Source organism: Micromonospora sp. WMMD714 (assembly GCF_029581315.1).
Taxonomy (GTDB): Bacteria; Actinomycetota; Actinomycetes; order Mycobacteriales; family Micromonosporaceae; genus Micromonospora; species Micromonospora rifamycinica.
Map to the genome: position 1 here is coordinate 6,635,504 of NZ_CP120744.1, position 22,388 is coordinate 6,657,891.

17 protein-coding genes and 1 pseudogene are annotated in these 22,388 nt (G+C 73.3%); 8 read left to right on the forward strand and 10 right to left on the reverse strand.

Translation table 11 applies throughout. The features are described 5' to 3' along the window. Positions 1–197 precede the first annotated feature (197 nt). A complete protein-coding gene (locus O7625_RS28175) occupies positions 198–1,055 on the forward strand; it encodes a serine hydrolase (RefSeq protein ID WP_282342833.1) in 858 nt (285 codons plus the stop codon). 139 nt (positions 1,056–1,194) lie between these two features. Here the strand turns inward: O7625_RS28175 and O7625_RS28180 are convergent, their stop codons facing one another. After that, positions 1,195–1,992, reverse strand: a complete 798-nt coding sequence (locus O7625_RS28180) for a tyrosine-protein phosphatase (RefSeq protein ID WP_282342837.1) — start codon at positions 1,990–1,992, stop codon at positions 1,195–1,197. Positions 1,993–2,035: 43 nt separating this feature from the next. Between O7625_RS28180 and O7625_RS28185 the strand changes: the two genes are divergently transcribed. Together O7625_RS28185 and O7625_RS28190 are read left to right on the forward strand one after the other, a co-directional pair. Then, the gene (locus O7625_RS28185) at positions 2,036–3,133 is read left to right on the forward strand and encodes a dipeptide epimerase (RefSeq protein ID WP_282342839.1); all 1,098 of its coding nucleotides are present in this window, start codon (positions 2,036–2,038) and stop codon (positions 3,131–3,133) included. A 61-nt stretch (positions 3,134–3,194) separates the two neighbouring features. Continuing rightward, complete coding sequence (locus O7625_RS28190) at positions 3,195–4,118, forward strand: NlpC/P60 family protein (RefSeq protein WP_282342841.1); 924 nt, start codon at positions 3,195–3,197, stop codon at positions 4,116–4,118. A gap of 47 nt (positions 4,119–4,165) precedes the next feature. On the opposite strand, the gene O7625_RS28195 is transcribed toward O7625_RS28190, so the two are convergent. After that, complete coding sequence (locus tag O7625_RS28195) at positions 4,166–5,164, reverse strand: TerC family protein (RefSeq protein ID WP_067304022.1); 999 nt, start codon at positions 5,162–5,164, stop codon at positions 4,166–4,168. Positions 5,165–5,590: 426 nt separating this feature from the next. On the opposite strand from O7625_RS28195, the gene O7625_RS28200 reads away from it, so the two are divergent. Both O7625_RS28200 and O7625_RS28205 read left to right on the forward strand, forming a co-directional pair. After that, complete coding sequence (locus O7625_RS28200) at positions 5,591–5,884, forward strand: antibiotic biosynthesis monooxygenase (RefSeq protein ID WP_067304019.1); 294 nt, start codon at positions 5,591–5,593, stop codon at positions 5,882–5,884. Between the two features lie 204 nt (positions 5,885–6,088). After that, on the forward strand, positions 6,089–6,850 hold the full coding sequence (locus O7625_RS28205) for an SDR family oxidoreductase (RefSeq protein WP_282342845.1): 762 nt from the start codon (positions 6,089–6,091) through the stop codon (positions 6,848–6,850). Between the two features lie 172 nt (positions 6,851–7,022). Here the strand turns inward: O7625_RS28205 and O7625_RS28210 are convergent. Together O7625_RS28210 and uvrB are read right to left on the reverse strand one after the other, a co-directional pair. Beyond that, a pseudogene (locus O7625_RS28210) lies at positions 7,023–7,853 on the reverse strand (helix-turn-helix transcriptional regulator); the annotation flags it as partial. Positions 7,854–8,012: 159 nt separating this feature from the next. After that, positions 8,013–10,121 (reverse strand): excinuclease ABC subunit UvrB, encoded by a 2,109-nt coding sequence (gene uvrB / locus O7625_RS28215; protein WP_282342849.1) that lies wholly within the window; start codon positions 10,119–10,121, stop codon positions 8,013–8,015. A 631-nt stretch (positions 10,122–10,752) separates the two neighbouring features. On the opposite strand from uvrB, the gene O7625_RS28220 reads away from it, so the two are divergent. Then, the gene (locus O7625_RS28220; RefSeq protein WP_282342852.1) at positions 10,753–12,243 is read left to right on the forward strand and encodes a hypothetical protein; all 1,491 of its coding nucleotides are present in this window, start codon (positions 10,753–10,755) and stop codon (positions 12,241–12,243) included. Positions 12,244–12,309: 66 nt separating this feature from the next. On the opposite strand, the gene coaE is transcribed toward O7625_RS28220, so the two are convergent. Both coaE and rpsA read right to left on the reverse strand, forming a co-directional pair. After that, positions 12,310–13,527: a dephospho-CoA kinase gene (gene coaE, locus O7625_RS28225; RefSeq protein WP_282342854.1), complete on the reverse strand. Its 1,218-nt coding sequence runs from the start codon at positions 13,525–13,527 to the stop codon at positions 12,310–12,312. Between the two features lie 401 nt (positions 13,528–13,928). Then, positions 13,929–15,425, reverse strand: a complete 1,497-nt coding sequence (gene rpsA / locus O7625_RS28230; RefSeq protein ID WP_067304014.1) for a 30S ribosomal protein S1 — start codon at positions 15,423–15,425, stop codon at positions 13,929–13,931. A gap of 404 nt (positions 15,426–15,829) precedes the next feature. Here rpsA and O7625_RS28235 point away from each other — a divergent pair, with 404 nt between their 5' ends. Both O7625_RS28235 and O7625_RS28240 read left to right on the forward strand, forming a co-directional pair. Further along, on the forward strand, positions 15,830–16,639 hold the full coding sequence (locus O7625_RS28235) for a class I SAM-dependent methyltransferase (protein WP_067304057.1): 810 nt from the start codon (positions 15,830–15,832) through the stop codon (positions 16,637–16,639). 134 nt (positions 16,640–16,773) lie between these two features. Next, positions 16,774–17,121 (forward strand): DUF3140 domain-containing protein, encoded by a 348-nt coding sequence (locus O7625_RS28240; RefSeq protein WP_348773974.1) that lies wholly within the window; start codon positions 16,774–16,776, stop codon positions 17,119–17,121. A 147-nt stretch (positions 17,122–17,268) separates the two neighbouring features. Here O7625_RS28240 and O7625_RS28245 read toward each other — a convergent pair whose 3' ends face one another. The 4 genes from O7625_RS28245 to O7625_RS28260 all read right to left on the reverse strand — a co-directional run bounded on the left by O7625_RS28245 (position 17,269) and on the right by O7625_RS28260 (position 22,381). Beyond that, positions 17,269–17,832: a cysteine hydrolase family protein gene (locus O7625_RS28245; protein WP_282342857.1), complete on the reverse strand. Its 564-nt coding sequence runs from the start codon at positions 17,830–17,832 to the stop codon at positions 17,269–17,271. A 60-nt stretch (positions 17,833–17,892) separates the two neighbouring features. After that, on the reverse strand, positions 17,893–20,592 hold the full coding sequence (gene polA / locus O7625_RS28250) for a DNA polymerase I (protein ID WP_282342859.1): 2,700 nt from the start codon (positions 20,590–20,592) through the stop codon (positions 17,893–17,895). Between the two features lie 183 nt (positions 20,593–20,775). Next, entirely contained in the window at positions 20,776–21,486 is a 711-nt protein-coding gene (locus tag O7625_RS28255; protein ID WP_067304002.1) for an ABC transporter ATP-binding protein, read from the reverse strand. Next, entirely contained in the window at positions 21,476–22,381 is a 906-nt protein-coding gene (locus O7625_RS28260; protein WP_282342863.1) for an ABC transporter ATP-binding protein, read from the reverse strand. Before O7625_RS28260 ends, O7625_RS28255 begins: the two co-directional genes overlap by 11 nt. Positions 22,382–22,388: the final 7 nt, after the last annotated feature.

Below are 22,388 nucleotides of genomic sequence, written 5' to 3' on the forward strand. Positions count from 1 at the left end.
CCCGGAGCCCCGGCCCGCCGCACGCGGACCGGGGCTCCGCCCGTCCCAGGCCCCGCCCCGGGGCTCGCCCGTCACCCCCGGGCTCCGCCCGTCACCTGTCCCGGGGCTCCGGCCGTGCCCGGCCCCGGAGGTCCGCCCGTCCCCGGCCCCGGGGCTCCGGCCGTGCCCGGCCCCGGAGGTCCGCTAGCGTCACGGGCATGACCTGGGATGACCTCGACGCCCGGCTGGACCGGGTGCCCGGCACCGTCTCGGCGTACCTGGGCCGGCTCGACGCGCCGCCCACCTGGACCCGCACCCCCGACGCCACCCACTACGCGGCCAGCACCATGAAGGTCGCGGTGTTGCTGGCCCTGCACCGGGCCGCCGAGGCCGGCACCCTCGAACTGGACCACCCGGTCCCGGTGGTCAACGAGTTCGACTCGGCCCAGCCGGGCGCGCCCCGGTTCTCCTGCGCCCGGCACTACGACAACGACGACGCTGTCTGGGAACGCCTGGGCGGGCGGGCCACCCCGCGATGGCTCGCCGACCGCATGATCACCCGGTCCAGCAACCTCGCCACCAACCTGCTCGTCGACCGGGTCGGGCTGCCCGCCGTGGCGCGGGCGTGGCAGCTCGCCGGGGCCCGGCACAGCGTCACCGGCCGGGGCATCGAGGACGCCGCCGCCCGGGAGGCGGGCATCACCAACCTGGTCACCGCCGCCGACCTGGCGGCACTGCTCGGCGGGCTGGCCGTCGGCGTGCACCGGGCCGGTCAACTGGCCTCCCCGGCGGCCTGCGCCGCCATGGTGGACGTGCTGCTGGACCAGCGGCACCGCGAGGATCTCGCCGCCGGGCTGCCCGCCGGCACCCGGATCGCCCACAAGAACGGTTGGGTACGCGGCGTGCGGCACGGCGTCGGCGTGGTCCTGCCCGACGACGCCCCGGCGTACGTGATCGCGGTGTGCACCACCACCGACCTCGCCGCCTCCCCCGATCCCGACCTCGACGACGCCTGCCGGCTGGTCGCCGAGATCTCGGCGACGGCCTGGGCCGCCCGGCACGACCTGACCGGCTGACCCGCACCGCAGCGCACCGGCGTCGCACCGGACCGGCCGGCACCGCGCCGCACTGGACCGGCCCGCACCGGCCGGCACCGGACCGGCGCGCACCGGCCGGCCCGACCCGGCCCGCTCCGGACCGGCCGTGCGACCGGTGTCAGTCCAGCAGGTGCGTGCACAGGGCGGCGCGGACCTCGGCGGTCACTCCCAACCCGTCGGCCAGGTAGGCGTCGAACGACCCGTACACCCGACGCGCCTCGTCGTATCCGGCGTCCAGGTACTCGGGGCGGACCTCCAGCACCGCCCGCGCCGTCTCCGCATCCAACCCGGGCCGCTGCCGCAGCATCGCCGCCGACATCGCCCCGCGCAGCGCCACCGTCAGCTCGTTGTGCCGCAGGTAGTCCACCCGTACCGTCTCCTCGTCGACACCCAGCGCGGTCAGCAGCACCACCGCCAGCCATCCGGTGCGGTCCTTGCCGGCCGAACAGTGGAACAGCAGCGGCAGGTTCGCCGGGTCGGTCGCCAGCCGCACCGCGCGGGCGAAACCTTCGCGGGCCGCCGCACCGGTGACGAACCAGCGGTAGACCATCGCCATCGCCGCCGCCGCGCCCTGCCGGGCCACCTCGTCGTACCCGTCGAGGTCGTGGCCGTGCAGCAGCGCCGAGAGGTACGTGAACGCCGGCTGCGCCGGGTCCAGCACCGGCAGCCGGACCAGGCAGGGGTCGCCGACCAGACGGTTCGGCGGGGCCAGCGCGGTCTCGGAGTCGTCGCGCAGGTCCACGACGCAGGCCGGGGCGAGCCGGCCCAGCACCGTCAGGTCGTCCTCGGTGAGCCGCCCCAGCGCCGATGTGCGGATCAACCGGCCGACCCGCACCCGCCGCCCGTCGATGGTGGGCAGTCCGCCCAGGTCACGGGCGTTCGGTGCGCCCACCAGCTCCCATTTCCGAGCGTTCATCGGCCTCCCTCTCCGGCGCTGTCGTGCGTATAGGGTGCCGCACATGACGATCGCCGCGGTACGCACCCACCGGCTGTCCGCGCCCCTGCACACCCCCTTCGTCACCGCGCTGCGCCGGACCACGACGGTGCGGACCCTGGTGGTGGAGGTGACCGACACCGACGGGCGGTCCGGTTACGGCGAGGCGCCGCAGGTGTGGCAGGTCACCGGCGCGTCGGTGGCCGGGGCGGAGGCGTGCGTCCGCGAGCTGCTCGCCCCGGCGGTGGTGGGCCGGGACGCCGACGACGTGCTGGCCCGCTGCGCGGAGATGGAGGCGACGGTGGCCGGCAACGAGGCGGCCCGGTCGGCGCTGGACGTCGCCCTGCACGACCTGGCGGCACGGCGGCTCGGCGTACCGCTGGTGCGGTTGCTCGGGGGGGCGGCGCTGCGGCTCCCGACGGACGTCACGCTGGCCGCCGGGGACGGCGCGGAGCTGGCGGCGGCCGCCCGGCAGCGGCGGGCCGAGGGGTTCGACGTGCTGAAGCTGAAGGTCGGCACGGATCCGGCCGGGGACCTGGAACGGGTCCGCGCGGTCCGGGCGGCCGTCGGCCCGCAGGTGCGGATCCGGTTGGACGCCAACCAGGGATGGACGCCGCGCGAGGCGGTCCGGGTGATCCGGGGCGTGGAGGACGCCGGGCTCGACGTGGAACTGGTCGAGCAGCCGGTGGCCCGCTGGGACCTCGACGGCATGGCCTGGGTCGGCGACCGGGTGGACGTGCCGATCCTGGCCGACGAGGCGGTGTTCGGGGTGCGGGACCTCGTCGAGGTGATCCGACGCCGGGCCGCCGACCTGGTCAACGTCAAGCTCGCCAAGTGCGGCGGCCTGCGACCCGCGCGGACCCTGCTGGAGCTGGCCCGCGCGCACGGGATGGGCACCCTGGTCGGATCCATGATGGAGAGCCAGGTCGGGGTCGGCGCGGCGGCCAGCCTGGCCGCCGCCTACCGGACCAGCGTGGTGTCCGACCTGGACGCCGCCTGGTGGCTGGCCTCGTCGCCGGTGCGCGGCGGGCTGCGGTACGAGGGTGCCACGGTGGTGCTGCCGGACGCCCCGGGGCTCGGCATCACCGCGGTGACCGAAACAAAAGTCCAGCACCGAATTTGATGGCGGAAAATTTTTTCTCTATCGTCCGGGGTAGGCACCGACACGTGAGCCGGAGGTCGACGTGGAGTTGGAGCCGGGCCGCGAGGCCCTGGTACGGGTAGCTGTCGCCACCCTCTGGACGGACCCGGCGGCCACCCGGCCGGTCGACCGGCCGGCGTTGGCGGTGCCCTCCGACACCGACGGCTGGATCACCGGCATGGACGCCGCCCAACGGGTCGGCGACTGCGTGCTCAGCCAACTGCTGCTCGGCGAGCGGGTGCTGGTCACCGCGGTACTCCCCGGCGGCTGGGCCGAGGTGGTCGCGGTGGAACAGGCCGCTCCCCGCCGTGACCCGCGCGGCTATCCCGGGTGGCTGCCCACCGCGCAGCTCGCCCCGGCCCCGCCGACCCGCGACCGGAGGGCTGGCGACCCGCCCGCACCGCTGGTCGTCGACGCGGTCAGCACCGACCTGTGCGCCGCACCGGGTGGCCCGGTGGCCCTGCCCGGGGTCGTCCTCGGCACCCGGCTCCCTCCCCTGGGTCCGGCCGTCGGCGGATGGCGACCGGTCCGGGTGCCGGGTCGCCCCGACCCGCTGTGGGTGCCCGAGGTGGACGTCGCCGGCCTGCCGGCCGTCGCGCCGTCGGCCGACGACGTGCTGGCCGTCGCCGCCCGGCTGCGGGACGTCGCGTACGTCTGGGGCGGGCTCTCCGGGCACGGGATCGACTGTTCCGGCCTCGTCCATCTGGCCTGGCGGCGCTTCGGCGTGCCACTGCCCCGGGACGCCGACGACCAGGCGGCGGTCACCACGCCCGTGCCGGCCGGCGAGGAACGCCCCGGCGACCTCTACTTCTTCGCCCGACCTGGACGGGGCATCCACCACGTCGGTCTGGTGACCGCCGGCAGTGGACCCCGGATGCTGCACGCCTGCTACCGGCAGCAGCGGGTGCTGGCGGAGCCGCTGCCGCCCGACCGGGTCGCCACCCTGGTCGGCGCACACCGGGTCTGACCGGGCAGGAACGCCGCGGGTGCGGCGACGCCCCTGCCCGGCCCCGGTCAGCGGTGGACGTCGACCAGCTCGCGGCGCCGGTCCCGGGCCGACTTGACCAGGCTGGCCGCCGTCGCCACGGCGAGACACCCGAGAATGACCGTCAACGACAACCAGATCGGGATGTGCGGTGCCCAGCCGACCGGCTCGCCGTCGTTGAGGAACGGCAGGTTGTTGTCGGCCAGCGCCTCCAGCACCAGCTTGACGCCGATGAAGCCGAGCACCACCGCCAGCCCGTAGCTCAGGTAGACCAGCCGGTCGAGCAGTCCACCGACCAGGAAGTAGAGCTGCCGCAGGCCCATCAGCGCGAAGACGTTCGCGGTGAAGACCAGGTAGGGCTCCTGGGTGATTCCGAAGATCGCCGGGATCGAGTCCAGCGCGAAGATCAGGTCGGTGGTGCCGATCGCGATCATCACCACCAGCATCGGCGTGAACAACCGCCGACCGGCCTGGTGGGTGGTGAGCTTCGCGCCGTCGTAGTCCCGTGAGATCGGCAGCGCCTTGCGGCTCCACCGGATCAGCACGTTCTCCTTGAACTCGTCCTCCTCCGGCTCCCCCTGGCGGGCCAGGTTGATCGCCGTGTAGATCAGGAACGCGCCGAAGATGTAGAACACCCAGGAGAACTGGGCGAGCAGCGCCGCCCCGGCGGCGATGAAGCCGCCCCGCATGACCAGGGCCAGCACGATGCCGACGAGCAGCACCTTCTGCTGGTATTTCCGGGGCACCCCGAACCGGGCCATGATGATCACGAAGACGAAGAGGTTGTCCACCGAGAGGCTGTACTCGGTCAACCAACCGGTGTAGAACTGGCCGGCCACGTTGCCGCCCGCGGTGACCCACAGGCCGGCCCCGAAGAGCAGTGCCAGGCCGACGTAGAAGCTGACCCAGAGGCTCGACTCGCGGACGCTCGGCTCGTGCGGCCGGCGACCGATGATGAAGAGGTCGACGAGGAGCACCGCCGTGAGTGCGACGAGGGTTCCCGCCCACACCATTCCGGACACGTTCAATCCATTCCTCCGGCAGACACGCGGCGTCGGGCACACCGTACGCCGCGTGACGGCGGGGTGGGCGACGACGCACACACTGGTGACTGTCGGAGGTCTCTTCCGCCGGTGACCCGCGAACGGGCCGCCGACCGGCGGAGCCGGGTCGATCGCCGGGGGTGACGCTCGACCGTGCTGACGACTCCGTCGCGGGGGAATACTCCCCTCCTCGGCCGCCATTGTTCACCATCGAGGGCCACGGGCGCATCTCCTGCGGCCCGCATTGCCGACAGCGTCACGTTCGGGCACCCGCCTTGCCCCTTACGTCCGGCACATCGCGCAGGGCATCCTAGGAGACTAGGGGTAATCGGTGCCCGCCGTCGGCCCAGCCGGTGACGGAGTTCCCCCCGGCACGGCGGCCGGGTGGGGTGACGTGGCAGGCTGTCGGACATGGTGCTTGAGGTCGCGCTCATCGACGTAACACCCGGCCACGAGGATGATTTCGCCGCCGCCTACGCGCAGGCGCACGCGATCATCGTCGCCGTCCAGGGCTGCCGCTCGGTCCGGATGACCCGGGGCATCGAAAGCCCTTCGCGGTTCGTCCTGCTGGTCGAGTGGGACTCGGTGCAGGCCCACGAGCAGAACTTCCGGGGCACCGAGGCCTTCGACAGGTGGCGGGCGCTGATCGGCCCGCACTTCGCCGCCCCGCCCCGGGTCGAGCACTTCGTCGACGTACCGGCCTGAGAAACGAATCCACCCTGGTCGATCCCGGCTCGACCGGAACTGTCGTACCCCCGGGTTATCCTCCGGCGCACGCGAGGCACACCGGCCCCGACGCGTTCGGGGGTGCCGGGTCCGGTGGTCCACGCGGTGACCACCCCTGCCGGCACGGGTCGGTGACGGATAACCCGTGGCGTCCGGACCGGCCGGTCCGGTTCACTGGCCGGCATGGCTGAGCGGGTGTTCCTGGTGACCGGGGTGAGTCGACGGATCGGCATCGGGGCGGCGGTCGCCCGCACCCTCGCCGCCGACGGGCACCGGCTGCTCCTCACCGGCCTGCCCGGCTACGACGACGGCCAGCCCTACGGTGGCGACCCGGACGGTGTACCGGCGCTCCTGGCCGAGCTTGGCGGCGCCGCCGACCACGTGACCGCCGACCTGCTCGACCCCGCCGCCCCGGCGGCGCTCGTCGCGGAGGCGGTACGCCGGCACGGTCGACTCGACGCGGTGGTGGCGGCACACGCGCACTCCCACCCGACCCGCCTGGGCGAGCTGGTGGCGGACCAGATCGACCGGCACCTGCTGGTGAACGTGCGGGCCACCCTGCTGCTGGCCGAAGCGTTCAGCGCCGCCTTCACCGCCGGGGCGGGGGGTCGGCTGGTGCTCTTCTCCAGCGGCCAGCGGCTCGGCCCGATGCCGACCGAGTTGGCCTACGCGGCCAGCAAGGCCGGCGTGGAGAACCTCACCGCCCAGCTCGCCCCGCTGCTCATGCCCCGCGGGATCACCGTCAACTGCCTCAACCCCGGCCCGACCGACACCGGCTACGCCGCACCGGACGCGCACGCCGCCGTGGCGGCGCGCTTCCCGACCGGGCACTGGGGAACGCCCGAGGACGCGGCGCGGCTGGCCCGGTTCCTCTGCTCACCGGAGGCGGGCTGGATCACCGGTCAGGTCATCGACTCCGAGGGTGGTTTCAACCGCTACGGGTGAGCCCCGGAACGGCCGCCCGTCTGGTGGCCTCCGGATCCCCGGGCACGACGTCACCGGCCTCCTCGTCGGCCGCCTGCTCGTCCCGGAGAGCCTCGTCGTCGCCCGACAGGGCGACGGCCGGGCCGGCGGCCGGATCGGCAGCGAGGTCGGCGGCCCGACGGCGGAACAGCTCCACCGTCTCCGCCGGGCTCAGCGCGGCGGCGGAGAGCCAACCGGTCATCCGGTCGTACCGGCTGACGTCCGCGTCGGAGGCCAGCCGGACGTCGGTGGTCATCGCCTCCAGCATCACCGTGCGCGGGTCGGCCGGGTCGGGGAACGAGTAGCACGAGAAGGCCGTCAACGGGTAGGCCCCGCCGGGCGGGACCGCCGTACCGGGCACCACCCGGATCGTCACGTGCGGCAGCTCGGCCATCGCCAACAACTGGTCCACCTGCTCGCGCCAGACGTCGGCGGGCAGGTCGCCGGGGTCGCAGGCCCGCTCGTCGAGCAGGGCGGTGTACCGCGGCGGATCGGGCCGGCGCAACACCGCCTGCCGGGTGAGCCTGGCCCGCAGATCGGCCTCGACGTCGATGTCCGGATGCAGCAGTCGACCGGCCGTGATCCGCAGCCGGGCGTAGCCGGGCGCCTGGAGCAGGCCGGGCAGTACCGCCGGCTGGTACTCCACGATGCTCGCCGCACCTGCCTCCAGCTCCGCGTAGGTGCGTTGCCGCTCGCTCATCTCGCCGAGCGCCTTCCACCAGCCGCGACCGGTCGCCGCGTCCCGGGCGATGACGATCAGCGCCTCACGCTGCGGCGACGGGACCTCGTAGACGTCCAGCAGGTCGAGCACGTCGGCCAGATCCGGTCGGCTCTGCCCCAGCTCGATGCGGGACAGCTTCGATGTGGAGGCCCAGCCCAACCGGGTACACACCTGTTCCAGCGTCAGCGCCTCCCGTCTGCGCAACTGGCGCAGCTCGGCGCCGAGCCGCGCACGTCGAATGACAGGACTCGATGACAATGGCATCCCAGCCTCCCCACGAGGGAGGGTACGCAGGATCATCACCCAGGGCAACACCTCGCTCGCACGCTGCAATGTGCATCCGAGTCGGATTCGGATCCCCTCCGCTGCCAGGCGGTTCGACCGTTCCCCGCCCGGCAGCGTACGCCCGGCGACGCGGCGCCCTTACGTGACCCCGGCGGCGTCCATCCCCCGCAGCTCCTTCTTCAGGTCGGCCACCTCGTCGCGGATCCGGGCGGCCAGCTCGAACTGCAGCTCGCGGGCGGCGGCGAGCATCTGATCGTTGAGCTCCTGGATCAGCTGCGCCAGGTCGGCCCGGGCCATCCCCTCCCGGGACGGGGTGTCCACGCCGGCCCGACCACGGCTGCGGGTCTCCTTGACCGGCGCCTTGCCCCGGGAGAGCTGCCGGGCCGCCCCACCGACCCGGGAGTTCTCGGTGTCCTCCGCCTCGCGGTAGATGTCGTCGAGGATGTCGTGGATCTTCTTGCGCAGCGGCTCGGGGCTGATCCCGTGCGCCTCGTTGTGCGCGATCTGCTTGGCCCGGCGGCGGTTGGTCTCGTCGATCGCCGCCGCCATCGACGGGGTGATCTTGTCGGCGTACATGTGCACCTGGCCGGAGACGTTGCGGGCGGCCCGGCCGATCGTCTGGATCAGCGACCGGCCGCTGCGCAGGAAGCCCTCCTTGTCGGCGTCCAGGATCGCCACCAGGGAGACCTCCGGCAGGTCGAGGCCCTCCCGGAGCAGGTTGATGCCGACCAGCACGTCGTAGTCGCCCTTGCGCAGCTCGCGCAGCAGCTCCACCCGGCGCAGGGTGTCGACCTCGGAGTGCAGGTAGCGCACCCGGATGCCGTTCTCCAGGAGGTAGTCGGACAGGTCCTCGGCCATCTTCTTGGTCAGCGTGGTGACCAGCACCCGCTCGTCGCGCTCGGTACGCAGCTTGATCTCGTGCATCAGGTCGTCGATCTGCCCCTTGGTCGGCTTGATCACGACCTCCGGATCGATCAGGCCGGTCGGCCGGATGACCTGCTCGACGAACTCGCCCTGGGCCTGCTCCATCTCCCACGGCCCCGGCGTGGCCGACAGGAAGACGAGCTGACCGACCCGCTCCAGGAACTCGTCGAAGCGCAGCGGGCGGTTGTCGGCGGCGCTGGGCAGCCGGAACCCGTGGTCGATCAGCATCCGCTTGCGCGAGGCGTCCCCCTCGAACATGCCGCCGATCTGCGGGATGGTGACGTGCGACTCGTCGACCACGGTGAGGAAGTCGTCCGGGAAGTAGTCGAGCAGGCAGTGCGGCGGGCTGCCGGGCAACCGGCCGTCGATGTGCATGGAGTAGTTCTCGATGCCGGAGCAGAACCCGACCTGGCGCATCATCTCCAGGTCGTAGGTGGTCCGCATGCGCAGCCGCTGGGCCTCCAGCAGCTTGCCCTGCCGTTCCAGCTCGGCCAGCCGCTCCCCCAGCTCGGCCTCGATGTCCCGGGTCGCCCGCTCCATCCGCTCCGGCCCCGCCGCGTAGTGGGTGGCCGGGAAGATCAGCAGGTGGTCGACCTCCTTGACGACGTCGCCGGTGAGCGGGTTGAGGTAGTAGAGCTTCTCCACCTCGTCACCGAACAGCTCGATCCGGACCGCCAGCTCCTCGTACGCCGGAATGATCTCCAGGGTGTCGCCGCGGACCCGGAAGGTGCCGCGCTGGAAGGCCATGTCGTTGCGGGTGTACTGGATGTCGACCAGCCGGCGTAGCAGCTGGTCGCGGTCCAGCTCCTGCCCGACGGCGATCCGGACGGCCCGGTCGAGGTACTCCTCGGGGGTGCCCAGGCCGTAGATGGCCGACACGGTGGCCACCACGATCGTGTCCCGCCGGGTGAGCAGGGACATGGTCGCCTTGTGCCGCAGCCGCTCCACCTCCTCGTTGATCGAGGAGTCCTTCTCGATGTAGGTGTCGGTCTGCGGGATGTAGGCCTCGGGCTGGTAGTAGTCGTAGTAGGAGACGAAGTACTCCACCGAGTTGTGCGGAAGCAGCTCGCTGAACTCCTTGGCGAGCTGGGCGCAGAGCGTCTTGTTGGGGGCGAGCACCAGGGTCGGTCGTTGCAGCCGCTCGACCAGCCACGCCGTGGTGGCGCTCTTGCCGGTGCCGGTGGCGCCGAGCAGCACGGTGTTGCGGTCGCCACGCCGCACCCGACGCTCAAGATCATCGATGGCTGCCGGCTGGTCGCCGGCCGGCTGGAAATCGCTGACGACCTGGAAACGACCGTCGAGCCGGGGAATGTCGAGCGCCATGGTTCCCACGGTACGCCGCAGGTCCGACACTTCACCGCGACCGTGGCCAAGCCTGTGATCAGCTTCGATATTGCCATTGTGGCCCACATCCGGGAGGGCTAGCCTGGACACCGTAGGCCGCTCGCGGCGGCCGACCGCGGCGGAGGCCGGGCCCTCGACAGGCTCGCACCGCCCGGCACCCTGGGGTCGCAGCACCCGGACATCACCGGCGTGCGCGCCCCGGCGTGGTCGCGCCCCTGGCGCAGACCGGCCGCCGCGAGCGCCCCTGCATCCTCAGCGCTCCCTGTCGCCCTCAGCGCCTGTGTCACCCCTCGATCACCCCGGAACGCCCCCGCAGCGCCCCTGTCCCCTCAGCGTGCCCCTGCCGCCCCGGAACGCCCCCACCACCCGTCCCCAGGGGCGCCGCCCGCGCCCGCGCCGCCGGATCCGACTGCCGCCGGGAGCACCACCGCCCGCACCGGCGCGCCCACCGCCGTTACGAGCCCGCTCCCGGCCCGTTCAACCACACGTGGAGACCTCGCCCGACCGGCCACGACACCCCCGGGGGACCGGTGCCCCACCCGCCGGCCCGGGTCGACGACGACCCGGCGGACACCACCGGTCAGCCGGCCGACGGAGCACCGTGCCCCCATTGGCGAGCGTCGACGACAGCGCCCCCGGGCGGCGGCGGGTCACCCTGGTCGCGCTGGGGGTGGTCGCCGTCTCCTCCGCCGTCGCCCTGGTGGCCGGCCTGCTCAGCTGGACGCCCGCCCCGACGGGGGCGGCCCGCGCGCTGACCGGCGACGAGGCCGAACGGCTGGCCGCCGCCCGGGTCGCCACCTACCGGGACGTCCGGGCCGGGGTGCGGGTGGTCCTCGGCACCGGCGCCGGCCGTACCGACCTGATCGGCTGGGTCGACTGGTCCCGTCCGTTGGCCTACCTCGGCGTCGGTGGTCCGGGGGCGGGCCAGGACCGGGGCCTGGTGCAGGCCACCCCGACCGCGGTGGTGCACCGCCCCGACCCCACGGTGATCGTCGCCCCGGCCCGGCCGCCGCTGGTCCCGCCCGGGGACCGGTGGCGGCTCCGGAGCCTGCCGGCCGGCCGGGGCCTGGCCGGGGCGCTCGCCGTCCTGTTCGGGCTCGCCGCCGACCGGACCGGGGCCGTGGAACCGCTGCGGGCCGGGGGTGGACGCTGGCTCGGCCGGGACACCGTCGGTGGCGAACAGGTGGACGTCCTCCAGGCGGCCTGGCCGCCCACCGGCACGCCGACCGGTCCGGCCGGCGCGTCCCCCGGGCAGCCGACGGCCGGCGGGGCGGACCCCCGCTGGTGGGTGGACCGGGACGCCCGGCTGCGTCGCTGGGCGGGCCGGCTGGCCGACGGCCTTCCGATCACCGTGGAGCTGGACCGCGCCGACCGGCCGACGCTGTGGCCGGTCGAAGCGCTCGGTGGCCGGTCCGGGCTGCCCCGGGCGCCCACCGATGAGGAGGCCGCCCGGCTGGGCCGGCTGGCCACCCGGTTACGTACCGGCCCCGGGGCCGCCGTCACCGTCGCGGCACCGCTCGGCGGCACCGCCAACCTGCGGGGCACCGGGTGGCTGAGCTGGTCCGCCGGGGTCGCCTACCTGTCGGTGGCCGAGCTGGACACGCTCGGCCGCCGTACGCTGCTCCGCCGGGACCGGGCCGGCTTCGCCCGTGCGGACGTACCGGTGGCACCGGGCACCGCGGCCCCCGGACCGCCGTTGCCGCCCCCGCCCGACGTCGGCTGGCGGCTCGCCGGACGACCGGCCGACGAGCTGGACATGCTGGTCGACACCGCGCTCCGGGCCGGCGGGCCGCCCCCACCGGCCGACGCGACGGTACGCATCCGGGGCGACCGGCGGGCCGACCGGCCCGTGGACGTGTTCGAGGTACACCACCGGGGCCAGCGCGTGCGGTACTGGCTGGACCGGTCCGGATTCCCCCGACGGCTGGAACTGCGCACCGCCGGTGGGGCGTGGGCGCAGCTGGACCTGACACCCGGACCACTGCCGGCCGGAGTCACCCCGCCCCGCCCGAAACCACCCCGCCCGAAACCAGCTGGCCCGAAGCCACCCCGGGCCGCGTCCCCGCCGGGGAAGGCCGGCGGGCCGGTCCGGGCCGGCTGAACGCCCGGTCGGCCCGGACACCGGCACGGTCGACGCGTGACGGGTCGGTGGGTGGACCCGGACCCGTCAGGGGCGCCAGCCGGTCTGCGCGGCCCACGCCTCGGCGCGCAGGTACTCCTCGTCGAACCACGGGTCGGCGGCGGTGTCGGCCTCGACGCCGGCCGGTGCCGAGGCCGCCAACTCCCGCTTCACCAGCAGGTAGGCGGCCCGCCGGTCAGGATCGGCGCGCAGGTGGTCACGCATCAGCAGGGCGTGCCGCCAGCCGGGCGAGCCGGCCACCCGCAGATGCACCTGGACCGCCCGGCCCGGATCGGCGCTGCCGTGCCACCGCTTCTCCCAGCCGTCGTCACCCGTCCCACCCTCGTCGCCGGCCCGGCCCCTGCCGACCGCCGTCCGGGGGCAGTCCCACCACCGGCCGGGCAGCCTCGGGAAGCCGGCGTCGGCGAGCCGCTGGGCCAGCGGGCCGTCCGCCTCGGCCAGCGACGGCACGGTCACCTGCACGTCGAGGACGTCCCGGCCGGCCAGTCCGGGGACGGCGGTCGAGCCGACGTGGTCGAGCCGCAGGTCGGCCGGGGCCAGCGCGTGCCGGATCCGGGCGGCGAGCCGGGCGTACTGCTGCGGCCAGGTCGGATCCGGCTCGGGCCGTACCACCACCGGTTCCCCGGCCACCCGGTGCTCCCGCACGTTGCGCTCGTAGGGCAGCAGCCGGTCCCGCCACAGGGCGTCCACCGCGGCGTGCAGGTCGTCGAGGCCACCGTCGTTGTCGAGCAGCACGTCGGCGGCGGCGGCGCGGCGGGCGTCGTCGGCCTGGGCCGCGATCCGCCGCTCGGCCTCCGCACGGGACATCCCCCGGTCCCGCGCCAACCGCTGCAGCCGGGTGGCCACCGCCGTCCGCACCACCACCACCAGGTGGTACGTCGGCGCGAGCCCCACCTCCACCAGCAGCGGTACGTCGTTGACCACCACCGCGTCCGGGGGCGCCGCGGCGAAGAGTTCCGCCGACCGGGCCCGGACCCGGGGATGGGTGATCTCCTCCAACCGGTGACGGGCGGCCTGGTCGGCGAAGACCAGCGCGCCCAACGCGGCCCGGTCCAGCGTCCCGTCGGCGGCCAGCACCCGGTCGGAGAAGGCGGCGACGACGGCCGCCAGCCCGTCGCTCCCCGGCGCGACCACCTCGCGGGCGATCCGGTCGGAGTCGACGATCACCGCGCCCAGCGCGGCCAGTCGCGCCGCCACCGCGCTCTTACCGGACCCGATGCCCCCGGTCAGTCCCACCCTCAACACCGACCCAGTCAACCGGATCGGCGTCCGCCACACCACACCGACCCACCACACCGAGTCGGACCGCCTCACCCAGCCCGGGGCGTCTCGCCCGGGGCGTCTCGCCCAGCCCGGCGCGCCCGGGGCGCCCGCCCGGGGCGTCTCGCCCAGGGCATCTCGCCCGGGGCGTCCCGCACAGTCGGCGAGGTAGCGGTATCCGATGCCACCTGGACCGCAACATCGCCATCCCTGAGTCGGTTGTCCCGTCCCGTCCCGTCGCGGGACGGGAGCGGCGGCGGCCGGGAACGGCACAGAAGCCCCGCCCCCGATCCGCGTGGCGGATCGGGGGCGGGGCTTCTGTGTCAGCGGCTACCCGGACCGGGGGTGACGTCAGACGTCGTACCGGGTGGGAGGCAGCTTACGGATCACTTGCCGCCGGCGAGCTTCTCCCGCAGGGCGGCGAGCGCCTCGTCGGTGGCCAGCGTGCCGGCCGGCTCCTCGGCCTGCCGGCTCGGGGCCGACGAGCTGGTCGAGGTGGTGGTGCCACCGGTGGCGACCGGAGGCGCCGGGTTGGCGGCGGCCTCGGCGTCGGCGGCCCGGGAGGTCTGCACCTGCTTGGTGTGGGCCTCCCAGCGCTGACGCGCCTCGGCGTACTGGTTCTCCCAGGTCTCGCGCTGCTTGTCGTACCCCTCGAGCCACTCGCCCGTCTCCGGGTCGAAGCCCTCCGGGTAGATGTAGTTGCCCTCGGTGTCGTACGTCGCGGCCATGCCGTAGAGGGTCGGGTCGAAGTGCTCCTCGCCCTCGACGAAGCCCTCGTTGGCCTGCTTGAGCGACAGCGAGATCCGGCGACGCTCCAGGTCGATGTCGATGACCTTGACCATCACCTCGGAACCCACCTGGACGACCTGCTCCGGGATCTCCACGTGCCGCTCGGCCAGCTCGGAGATGTGGACCAGGCCCTCGATGCCGTCGTCCACCCGGACGAACGCACCGAACGGGACCAGCTTGGTGACCTTACCCGGCACGATCTGCTGGATCGCGTGGGTGCGGGCGAACTGCCGCCACGGGTCCTCCTGGGTCGCCTTCAGCGACAGCGAGACCCGCTCCCGGTCCAGGTCGACGTCCAGGACCTCGACCTCGACCTCCTGGCCGACCTCGACGACCTCGGACGGGTGGTCGATGTGCTTCCAGGACAGCTCGGAGACGTGCACCAGGCCGTCCACGCCGCCCAGGTCGACGAACGCGCCGAAGTTGACGATCGACGAGACGACGCCCTTGCGGACCTGCCCCTTCTGGAGCTTGTTGAGGAACTCGGTGCGAACCTCGGACTGCGTCTGCTCCAGCCAGGCCCGGCGGGACAGGACCACGTTGTTGCGGTTCTTGTCCAGCTCGATGATCTTGGCTTCCAGCTCGCGGCCGACGTACGGCTGCAGGTCACGCACCCGCCGCATCTCGACCAGGGAGGCGGGCAGGAAGCCGCGCAGCCCGATGTCGAGGATGAGGCCACCCTTGACCACCTCGATGACCGAACCGCGGACGACGCCGTCCTCGTCCTTGATCTTCTCGATCGTGCCCCAGGCCCGCTCGTACTGCGCCCGCTTCTTGGAGAGGATCAGACGACCCTCCTTGTCCTCCTTCTGGAGGACCAGGGCCTCGATGTGGTCACCGACCGAGACGACCTCGGCGGGGTCCACGTCGTGCTTGATCGACAACTCCCGCGAGGGAATGACGCCCTCGGTCTTGTAGCCGATGTCGAGCAGGACCTCGTCCCGATCGACCTTGACGACGGTGCCTTCGACAATGTCGCCGTCATTGAAGTACTTGATGGTCTCGTCGATCGCGGCGAGGAAAGCCTCCTCGGAACCGAGATCGTCGTGGGTGACCCGGGTGGCGCTCGAGGGGGCCTCGATGCTGCTCGTCATGTGGGCGGTTGCTCCGGTCGGATGGGTTGTCACAGCAGGCGTGGTGTCGCAGTGACCCGTTCGCGCCAGCGGATCCGCCACCGGGCACACCGAACGATCGCCAAGAGAAGACCATTGGTGCTCCGACGACCGCGCACCTGCTCCCTGCCGAGGTACACGATCCACGAGCGCATCGTCTAGCCTACCCGCTGCATTACCACAGCGTGCAAGCCCTCCCGGGTCCTCGCGACCTCGTCAGCTGCGAAAGCGGAGATTTCGGTCGGAAAACACCTCCGCTGTCTCATCCGTCACATCCACCTCACGGGACCGACAGCGTACGGCCGTCCGGCACGCCGCGCGCACCGGGGTCCGTCAGGTGGCACCCACCCAGGGCCTAGCGTGAGCGGGTGCACGACAACGAGCAGGTGAGCGACGACGAGCGGGTGCTCCGCCGCCGGGTGGGCGCCACGGAGACCCGACGGGCCAACCGTGGCTGGTGGGACCACGACGCCGACGACTACCAGGCCGAGCACGGCGCGTTCCTGGGCGAGGTGGACTTCCGCTGGTGCCCCGAGGGGTTGCGCGAGGCTGACGTGCGGCTGCTCGGCGAGCTGGCCGGACGACGGGTCCTGGAGGTCGGCTGCGGGGCCGCGGCCTGCGCCCGCTGGCTGGCCACCCAGGGCGCGCACCCGGTCGCCTTCGACCTCTCCGCCGGCATGCTGCGGCACGCCGCCCGCGCCGCCCGCGCCAGCGGGGTGCCCGTTCCGCTGGTGCAGGCCGACGCCCTGGCCCTGCCCTTCGCCGGGGCGTCGTTCGACATCGCCTGCACCGCCTTCGGGGCGATCCCGTTCGTCGACGACTCGGCCGCGCTGATGGCCGAGGTGCACCGGGTGCTGCGCCCCGGCGGGCGGTGGGTCTTCTCGGTCACCCACCCGATGCGCTGGGTCTTCCTCGACGACCCGGGCGAGGGCGGGCTGACCGCCGTGCACTCCTACTTCGACCGCTCGCCCTACGTGGAGCAGGACGACCGGGGGGTGGCCAGCTACGTGGAGCAGCACCGGACCCTCGGCGACCGGATCCGCGAGTTGGTGGGCGCGGGTTTCCGCCTGCTCGACCTGGTGGAGCCGGAGTGGCCGGCGGGGCACCGGGAGACCTGGGGGCAGTGGAGCCCGCTGCGTGGGCGGCTCTTCCCCGGCACCGCGATCTTCGTCGCCGAGAAGCCGGCCACCGCCTGACCGGGGCGGTCCCGACGTATCCCGGCTCCGGGCCGGTCGTTTCGGTGCACCGCCGCCGGGTACCCGGCCGCCATGGCCGTGCAGAGGTTCCGCGTCCGCCCCGGTGCCCCGGGGCGTGCCGGGGGTGGTGCGCCGTGAGCCGGGCCGACGATCCGCAGCAGACCTACCGGGAGTTCACCGAGGCGGTGAACATGAGACCCGGCGAGCTCTCCGCCTGGTTGCAGACCGAGGAGTCCAAGCGGGTGGGCTGGCACAGCGGGGGACGCGCCGGGGGTGGCGAGTCGGTCGGGCACGCGTCCGGCCGGCGGATCGTCGACCTGCTGCGCCGCAAGCGGGCCGAACTCTCCGCCGCCGACTACCGGCACATGCGCAAGGTGGTCGGGTACGTGCACCGGCACCTGGCGCAGCGGCCCGGCGGTGACGTCCGGGAGACGAAGTGGCGCTGGTCGCTGATGAACTGGGGCCACGACCCGCTGCGCTGACCGGCGGGGCGGTGCCGCCGACGCAGGCCGGGCACACCGGGCCGAACCGACGGCGCGGGACGAACCGCCGCGTGGACCGGTACGGCGGCGGGCTACCGGGCCGACCACGGGTTACCGGGCCGACGACGGGCGACCAGGGCGACGGGGTCAGGCGGTGGCGGCGGTGAAGTCGACGTCCCGGGTCTCGATGGTGCCGGCCGTACGCCCCGGGGCCGACTGGTGGGACCAGTAGAGGTTGGTGTGCGCCACGACCTGCTCCGGCGGCGGGGCACCCCAGGCCGTCATGTCCTCCGTGGTGTGGGCGTCGCTGACCAGAATGGTGTCGTAGCCCCGGACGAACGCGCCGTGCAGGGTCGACCGGACGCACACGTCGGTCTGCGCACCGGCCAGGACGAGCCGGCCGACCCGCAGCCCGGCCAGCACCGACTCCAGCGTGGTGTCCTCGAAGGAGTCGCCGTAACGCTTCTCGACCCTCGGCTCGTCCTGCCCCGGCGTCAGCTCGGGGACGATCCGCCAGTCGTCGCCACCCGGGACGAGCTGGGCGTCGCAGTGCTGCACCCAGACGACCGGCACCCCTTCCCGCCGGGCCCGCTCCACCAGCGCGCCGACGTGGGCGACGACCTCGTCCCGGCGGAACGCCCCGGCCACCACGCCGTTCTGCACGTCGACGACGAGCAGCGCGGTGTGCGGCCGGTCGGCGAGTGTGGTCATCTCTCCCCCTGGTGACGATGAACCCGGCCGGAACACCTCCGGCCGGGGTCGGGCGGCCGGCTAGTGGTCGGCGCTGTTCCAGTCCCGGCCCTCGCCGACGGAGACCTCCAACGGCACGGACAGCGGGTACGCGGTGCCCATCTCCTGCCGCACCAGCGCCTCCAGCGCCTCCCGCTCACCGGGGGCGACCTCGAAGACCAGCTCGTCGTGCACCTGGAGCAGCATCCGCGACCGCAGCCCGGCAGCGCGCAGCGCGGTGTCGACGTGCAGCATGGCGACCTTGATGATGTCGGCCGCCGAGCCCTGGATGGGCGCGTTGAGGGCCATCCGCTCGGCCATCTCCCGCCGCTGCCGGTTGTCGCTGACCAGGTCGGGCAGGTAGCGGCGGCGGCCCAGGATGGTGGAGGTGTAGCCGTCCTGACGGGCCCGCGCCACCACCTCGTGCAGGTAGTCGCGCACCCCGCCGAACCCGGCGAAGTAGTTCTCCATCAGCCCCCGGGCCTCGTCGGGGGTGATGCCGAGCTGCTGGGACAGACCGAAGGCGCTCAACCCGTACGCCAGGCCGTAGTTCATGGCCTTGATCTTGCGGCGCTGGTCGGCGGTGACCTCGCCGACGGGGACCGCGAAGACCGACGACGCGGTGGCGGCGTGGAAGTCGTGGCCGGAGTTGAACGCCTCGATCAGCGCCTCGTCCAACGACAGGTGCGCCATGATCCGCATCTCGATCTGGCTGTAGTCGGCGGTGAGCAGCGTCTGGTAGCCCTCCCCCACCACGAAGGCCCGCCGGATGCGCCGCCCCTCCTCGGTGCGGATCGGGATGTTCTGGAGGTTGGGCTCGGTGGAGGAGAGCCGGCCGGTGGCCGCGACGGTCTGGTTGAAGGTGGTGTGGATCCGGCCGTCGTCGGAGACCGACTTGAGCAGCCCGTCGACCGTCGACTTGAGCTTGGCCACGTCCCGGTGGCGCAGCAGGTGCCCCAGGACCGGGTGCGGGTTCTGCGCGTGGAGCCACTGGAGCGCGTCGGCGTCGGTGGTGTAACCGGTCTTGATCTTCTTGGTCTTGGGCAGGCCCAGCTCGGTGAAGAGGATCTCCTGCAACTGCTTGGGCGAGCCGAGGTTGAACTCCCGGCCGACCGCCGCGTAAGCGCCCTGCGCGGCGGCCTTCACCTCGGCGGCGAAGTGCGCCTCCAGCTCGGAGAGGTAGTCCGTGTCGGCGGCGATACCGGTGGTCTCCAGGCCGGCGAGCACCCGCATCAGCGGCAGCTCCACCTCGGCCATCAACCGGGCGGACTGCTCGCCGTCGCGGGACAGCTCGGCGTCGATCGCGTCGGCCAGGTCGAGGGTGGCCCGCGCCTGGAGCATGAGGTTCTGCTCGGCCACCCCCTCGTCACCCAGCCCGTCGAGGGTGAGCTGGCCGGTCTCCGGGGCGTCGACCCGCAGCTCGCGGTGCAGGTAGCGCAGGGCGAGGTCGGTCAGGTCGTAGGAACGCTGGTCGGGGCGGGCCAGGTAGGCGGCGATCTGGGTGTCCCGGGCGATGCCGGCCAGCGCCCAGCCGTGCGCGGCGAACGCCAGTAGCGCCGGCTTGCTGTCGTGCAGCACCTTGGGCCGCCCGGCGTCGGCCAGCCAGTCGGCCAGCGCGGTCTCGTCGACGGGCTCCAGACCGGCCGGGTCGACCCAGGCCGCGGCGCCGTCGGCGGTGGCCAGGGCCAGGCCGGTCACCGAGGCGGTGTGCCGGCGGTTGGGGCCGGTGTCCAGCTTGGCGGCCAGCCCGATCGCGCTGCCGGCCGGGGCGTGCGCGGCCAGCCACCCGGCCAGCGCGCCCGGCGCGGTGAGCACCTCGCCGGCCAGGTCGAAGCCGGCCTCGGCCTCCGGCTCCACCGCCTCCAGGTACTGGTAGAGCCGGTCCCGCAGGATCCGGAACTGGAGGGTGTCGAAGACCTGGTGCACGGCCTCGCGGTCCCAGCCCTGCCAGCGGGCGTCCTCGGGGCGCAGCGGCAGCTCCAGGTCGGAGACCAGGCAGTTGATCTCGTAGTTGCGGATCACGTCGGCGAGCCGCTCGCGCAGGCTCTCGCCGGCCTTACCCTTGATCTCGTCGGCCCGTGCGACGACGCCCTCGACCCCGCCGTACGTCTGGATCCACTTGGCGGCCGTCTTCGGGCCGACGCCGGGGACGCCGGGGAGGTTGTCGCTGGTCTCCCCGACCAGGGCGGCCAGGTCCCGGTAGCGCTGCGGGCCGACGCCGTACTTCGCCTCGATCGCGGCCGGATCCATCCGGGCCAGGTCGGAGACGCCCTTGCGCGGGTAGAGCACGGTCACCTGGTCGCCGACGAGCTGGAAGGCGTCCCGGTCGCCGGTGCTGATCAACACCTGCATGCCCTGGTCCCGGGCCTGGCAGGCGAGGGTGGCGATGACGTCGTCGGCCTCGTAGCCCTCCCGCTCGACGACCGGGATACGCAGCGCGTCGAGGACCTCCTTGACCAGGCTGACCTGGCCCTTGAAGTCGGCCGGGGTCTCGCTGCGGCCCGCCTTGTACTCCGCGTACTTCTCGGTGCGGAAGGAGCGGCGGGAGACGTCGAAGGCGACCACGATGTGGGTGGGCTGCTCGTCGCGGAGCACGTTGATCAGCATCGAGGTGAAGCCGTAGACGGCGTTGGTCGGCTGCCCGGTCGTGGTGGAGAAGTTCTCCACCGGCAGGGCGAAGAAGGCCCGGTATGCCAGGGAGTGTCCGTCGACGAGGAGCAGGCGCGGCGTCGTAGCTGTCACGGCAGCGACTCTAGTCCGTACCCCCGACAACCCCGCCGCTCGGCACGGCCCGCGCCGCCGGGCCGCACCGCGCCGCGCGGCCGGCCGCACCGCAAGGCCGAGCCGCACCGCGGCAACCAGCACCACGACGGCGGCTGCCGTCCGTCCCCGCGTGGGGACGGACGGCAGCCGGGTGGAGCGGGTTCAGGCGACGCCGAGGTACGCCTCCTTGACCGCCGGGTCGTGCAGCAGCTCCTGACCGGAGCCCTCCTTCACGATCCGCCCGGTCTCCAGCACGTAGCCCCGGTGGGCGCGGGAGAGCGCCTGCTGGGCGTTCTGCTCCACGAGCAGGATCGTGGTGCCCTGCTCGTTGATCCGGGTGATGATCTCGAAGATCTGCTGGATCAGCTTCGGCGCGAGCCCCATCGACGGCTCGTCGAGCAGCAGCAGCCGGGGCCGGGCCATCAGCGCCCGCCCCACGGCCAGCATCTGCTGCTCGCCGCCGGAGAGGGTGCCGCCGGCCTGCTTGCGCCGTTCGGCCAGCCGGGGGAAGAGGTCCAGCACCATGGCCAGGTCCTTGGCGATCTCCGGCCGGTCACGCCGGGTGTACGCCCCCATCTCCAGGTTCTCCAGCACCGTCATGCCCGGGAACACGCCCCGGCCCTCCGGTGCCTGCCCGATCCCCCGGGTCACCCGCAGGTCGGCGCGCATCCGGGTGACGTCGGTGCCGTCGAAGACGATCGAGCCCTCGGCCACCGGACGCAGCCCGGAGATCGCCCGCATCGTGGTGGTCTTGCCCGCGCCGTTGGCGCCGATGAGCGCGACCACCTCGCCCTCGTTGACCACCAGGCTGATCCCGTGCAGGGCCTGGATGCGCCCGTAGAGCAGGGTCAGGTCCTTGATCTCAAGCAGCATCGGTCGGCACCCCCAGGTACGCGGCGATCACCTTCGGGTCGTCCCGGACCTCGGCCGGCAGGCCCTCGGCGATTTTCTTGCCGAACTCCAGCACGACGATCCGGTCGGTCACGCCCATCACCAGCCGCATGTCGTGCTCGATCAGCAGCACGGTGATGCCCTTGTCGCGGATCATGCGGATCAGGCCGAGCAGCTCCTCCTTCTCCGCCGGGGTGAAGCCGGCGGCCGGCTCGTCCAGGCAGAGCAGGGCGGGGTCGGTCGCGAGAGCCCGGGCGATCTCCAGCCGGCGCTGCTCACCGTACGACAGGTTGCGGGACAGGTCGTTCGCGCGCCGTTCGATGCCCACGAACCGCAGCAGCTCGTACGCCTTCTCCCGGCCCTCCCGCTCCTCCCGCCAGTGCCGCGGCAGCCGGAGCATGGCCGCGATGACGCTGGTCTTGTGGTGGACGTCCGTGCCCACCATCACGTTCTCCAGCGCCGTCATCTCGGGGAACAGCCGGATGTTCTGGAACGTCCGGGCGATGCCGGCCTTGGTGATCCAGGACCGCCGCTTGCCGTTGGTGCGCTGCCCCTTGAACCGGATCTCGCCCTCGGTGGGCCGGTAGACGCCGGTCATCGCGTTGAAGCAGGTCGTCTTACCGGCGCCGTTGGGGCCGATCAGGCCGAGGATCTCCCCCCGGTAGAGGGTGAAGTTGACCTTGTCGAGGGCGACCACGCCACCGAAGCGCAGGGTGACGTCGTCGACCTCCAGCAGCGGTTCCCGCCCGGCGGCGTCCCGCCCCGCCGGGGTGGCCGCCGTCGGGGCACCGGAACCGGGCTCCGGCGGCACCCCGACGGTGCTGCGGCCGTCGGCGACCACGTCGCGGTCGCTGCTGGCGTCGCGGTCGCTTCTCATCTGCGGA

Coding starts and splice junctions, on each gene's coding strand:
- O7625_RS28175 (WP_282342833.1), top strand. CDS start 198: ATGACCTGGGATGACCTCGACGCCCGGCTGGACCGGGTGCCCGGCACC.
- O7625_RS28180 (WP_282342837.1), bottom strand. CDS start 1,992: ATGAACGCTCGGAAATGGGAGCTGGTGGGCGCACCGAACGCCCGTGAC.
- O7625_RS28185 (WP_282342839.1), top strand. CDS start 2,036: ATGACGATCGCCGCGGTACGCACCCACCGGCTGTCCGCGCCCCTGCAC.
- O7625_RS28200 (WP_067304019.1), top strand. CDS start 5,591: ATGGTGCTTGAGGTCGCGCTCATCGACGTAACACCCGGCCACGAGGAT.
- O7625_RS28205 (WP_282342845.1), top strand. CDS start 6,089: ATGGCTGAGCGGGTGTTCCTGGTGACCGGGGTGAGTCGACGGATCGGC.
- uvrB (WP_282342849.1), bottom strand. CDS start 10,121: ATGGCGCTCGACATTCCCCGGCTCGACGGTCGTTTCCAGGTCGTCAGC.
- rpsA (WP_067304014.1), bottom strand. CDS start 15,425: ATGACGAGCAGCATCGAGGCCCCCTCGAGCGCCACCCGGGTCACCCAC.
- O7625_RS28245 (WP_282342857.1), bottom strand. CDS start 17,832: ATGACCACACTCGCCGACCGGCCGCACACCGCGCTGCTCGTCGTCGAC.
- O7625_RS28255 (WP_067304002.1), bottom strand. CDS start 21,486: ATGCTGCTTGAGATCAAGGACCTGACCCTGCTCTACGGGCGCATCCAG.
- O7625_RS28260 (WP_282342863.1), bottom strand. CDS start 22,381: ATGAGAAGCGACCGCGACGCCAGCAGCGACCGCGACGTGGTCGCCGAC.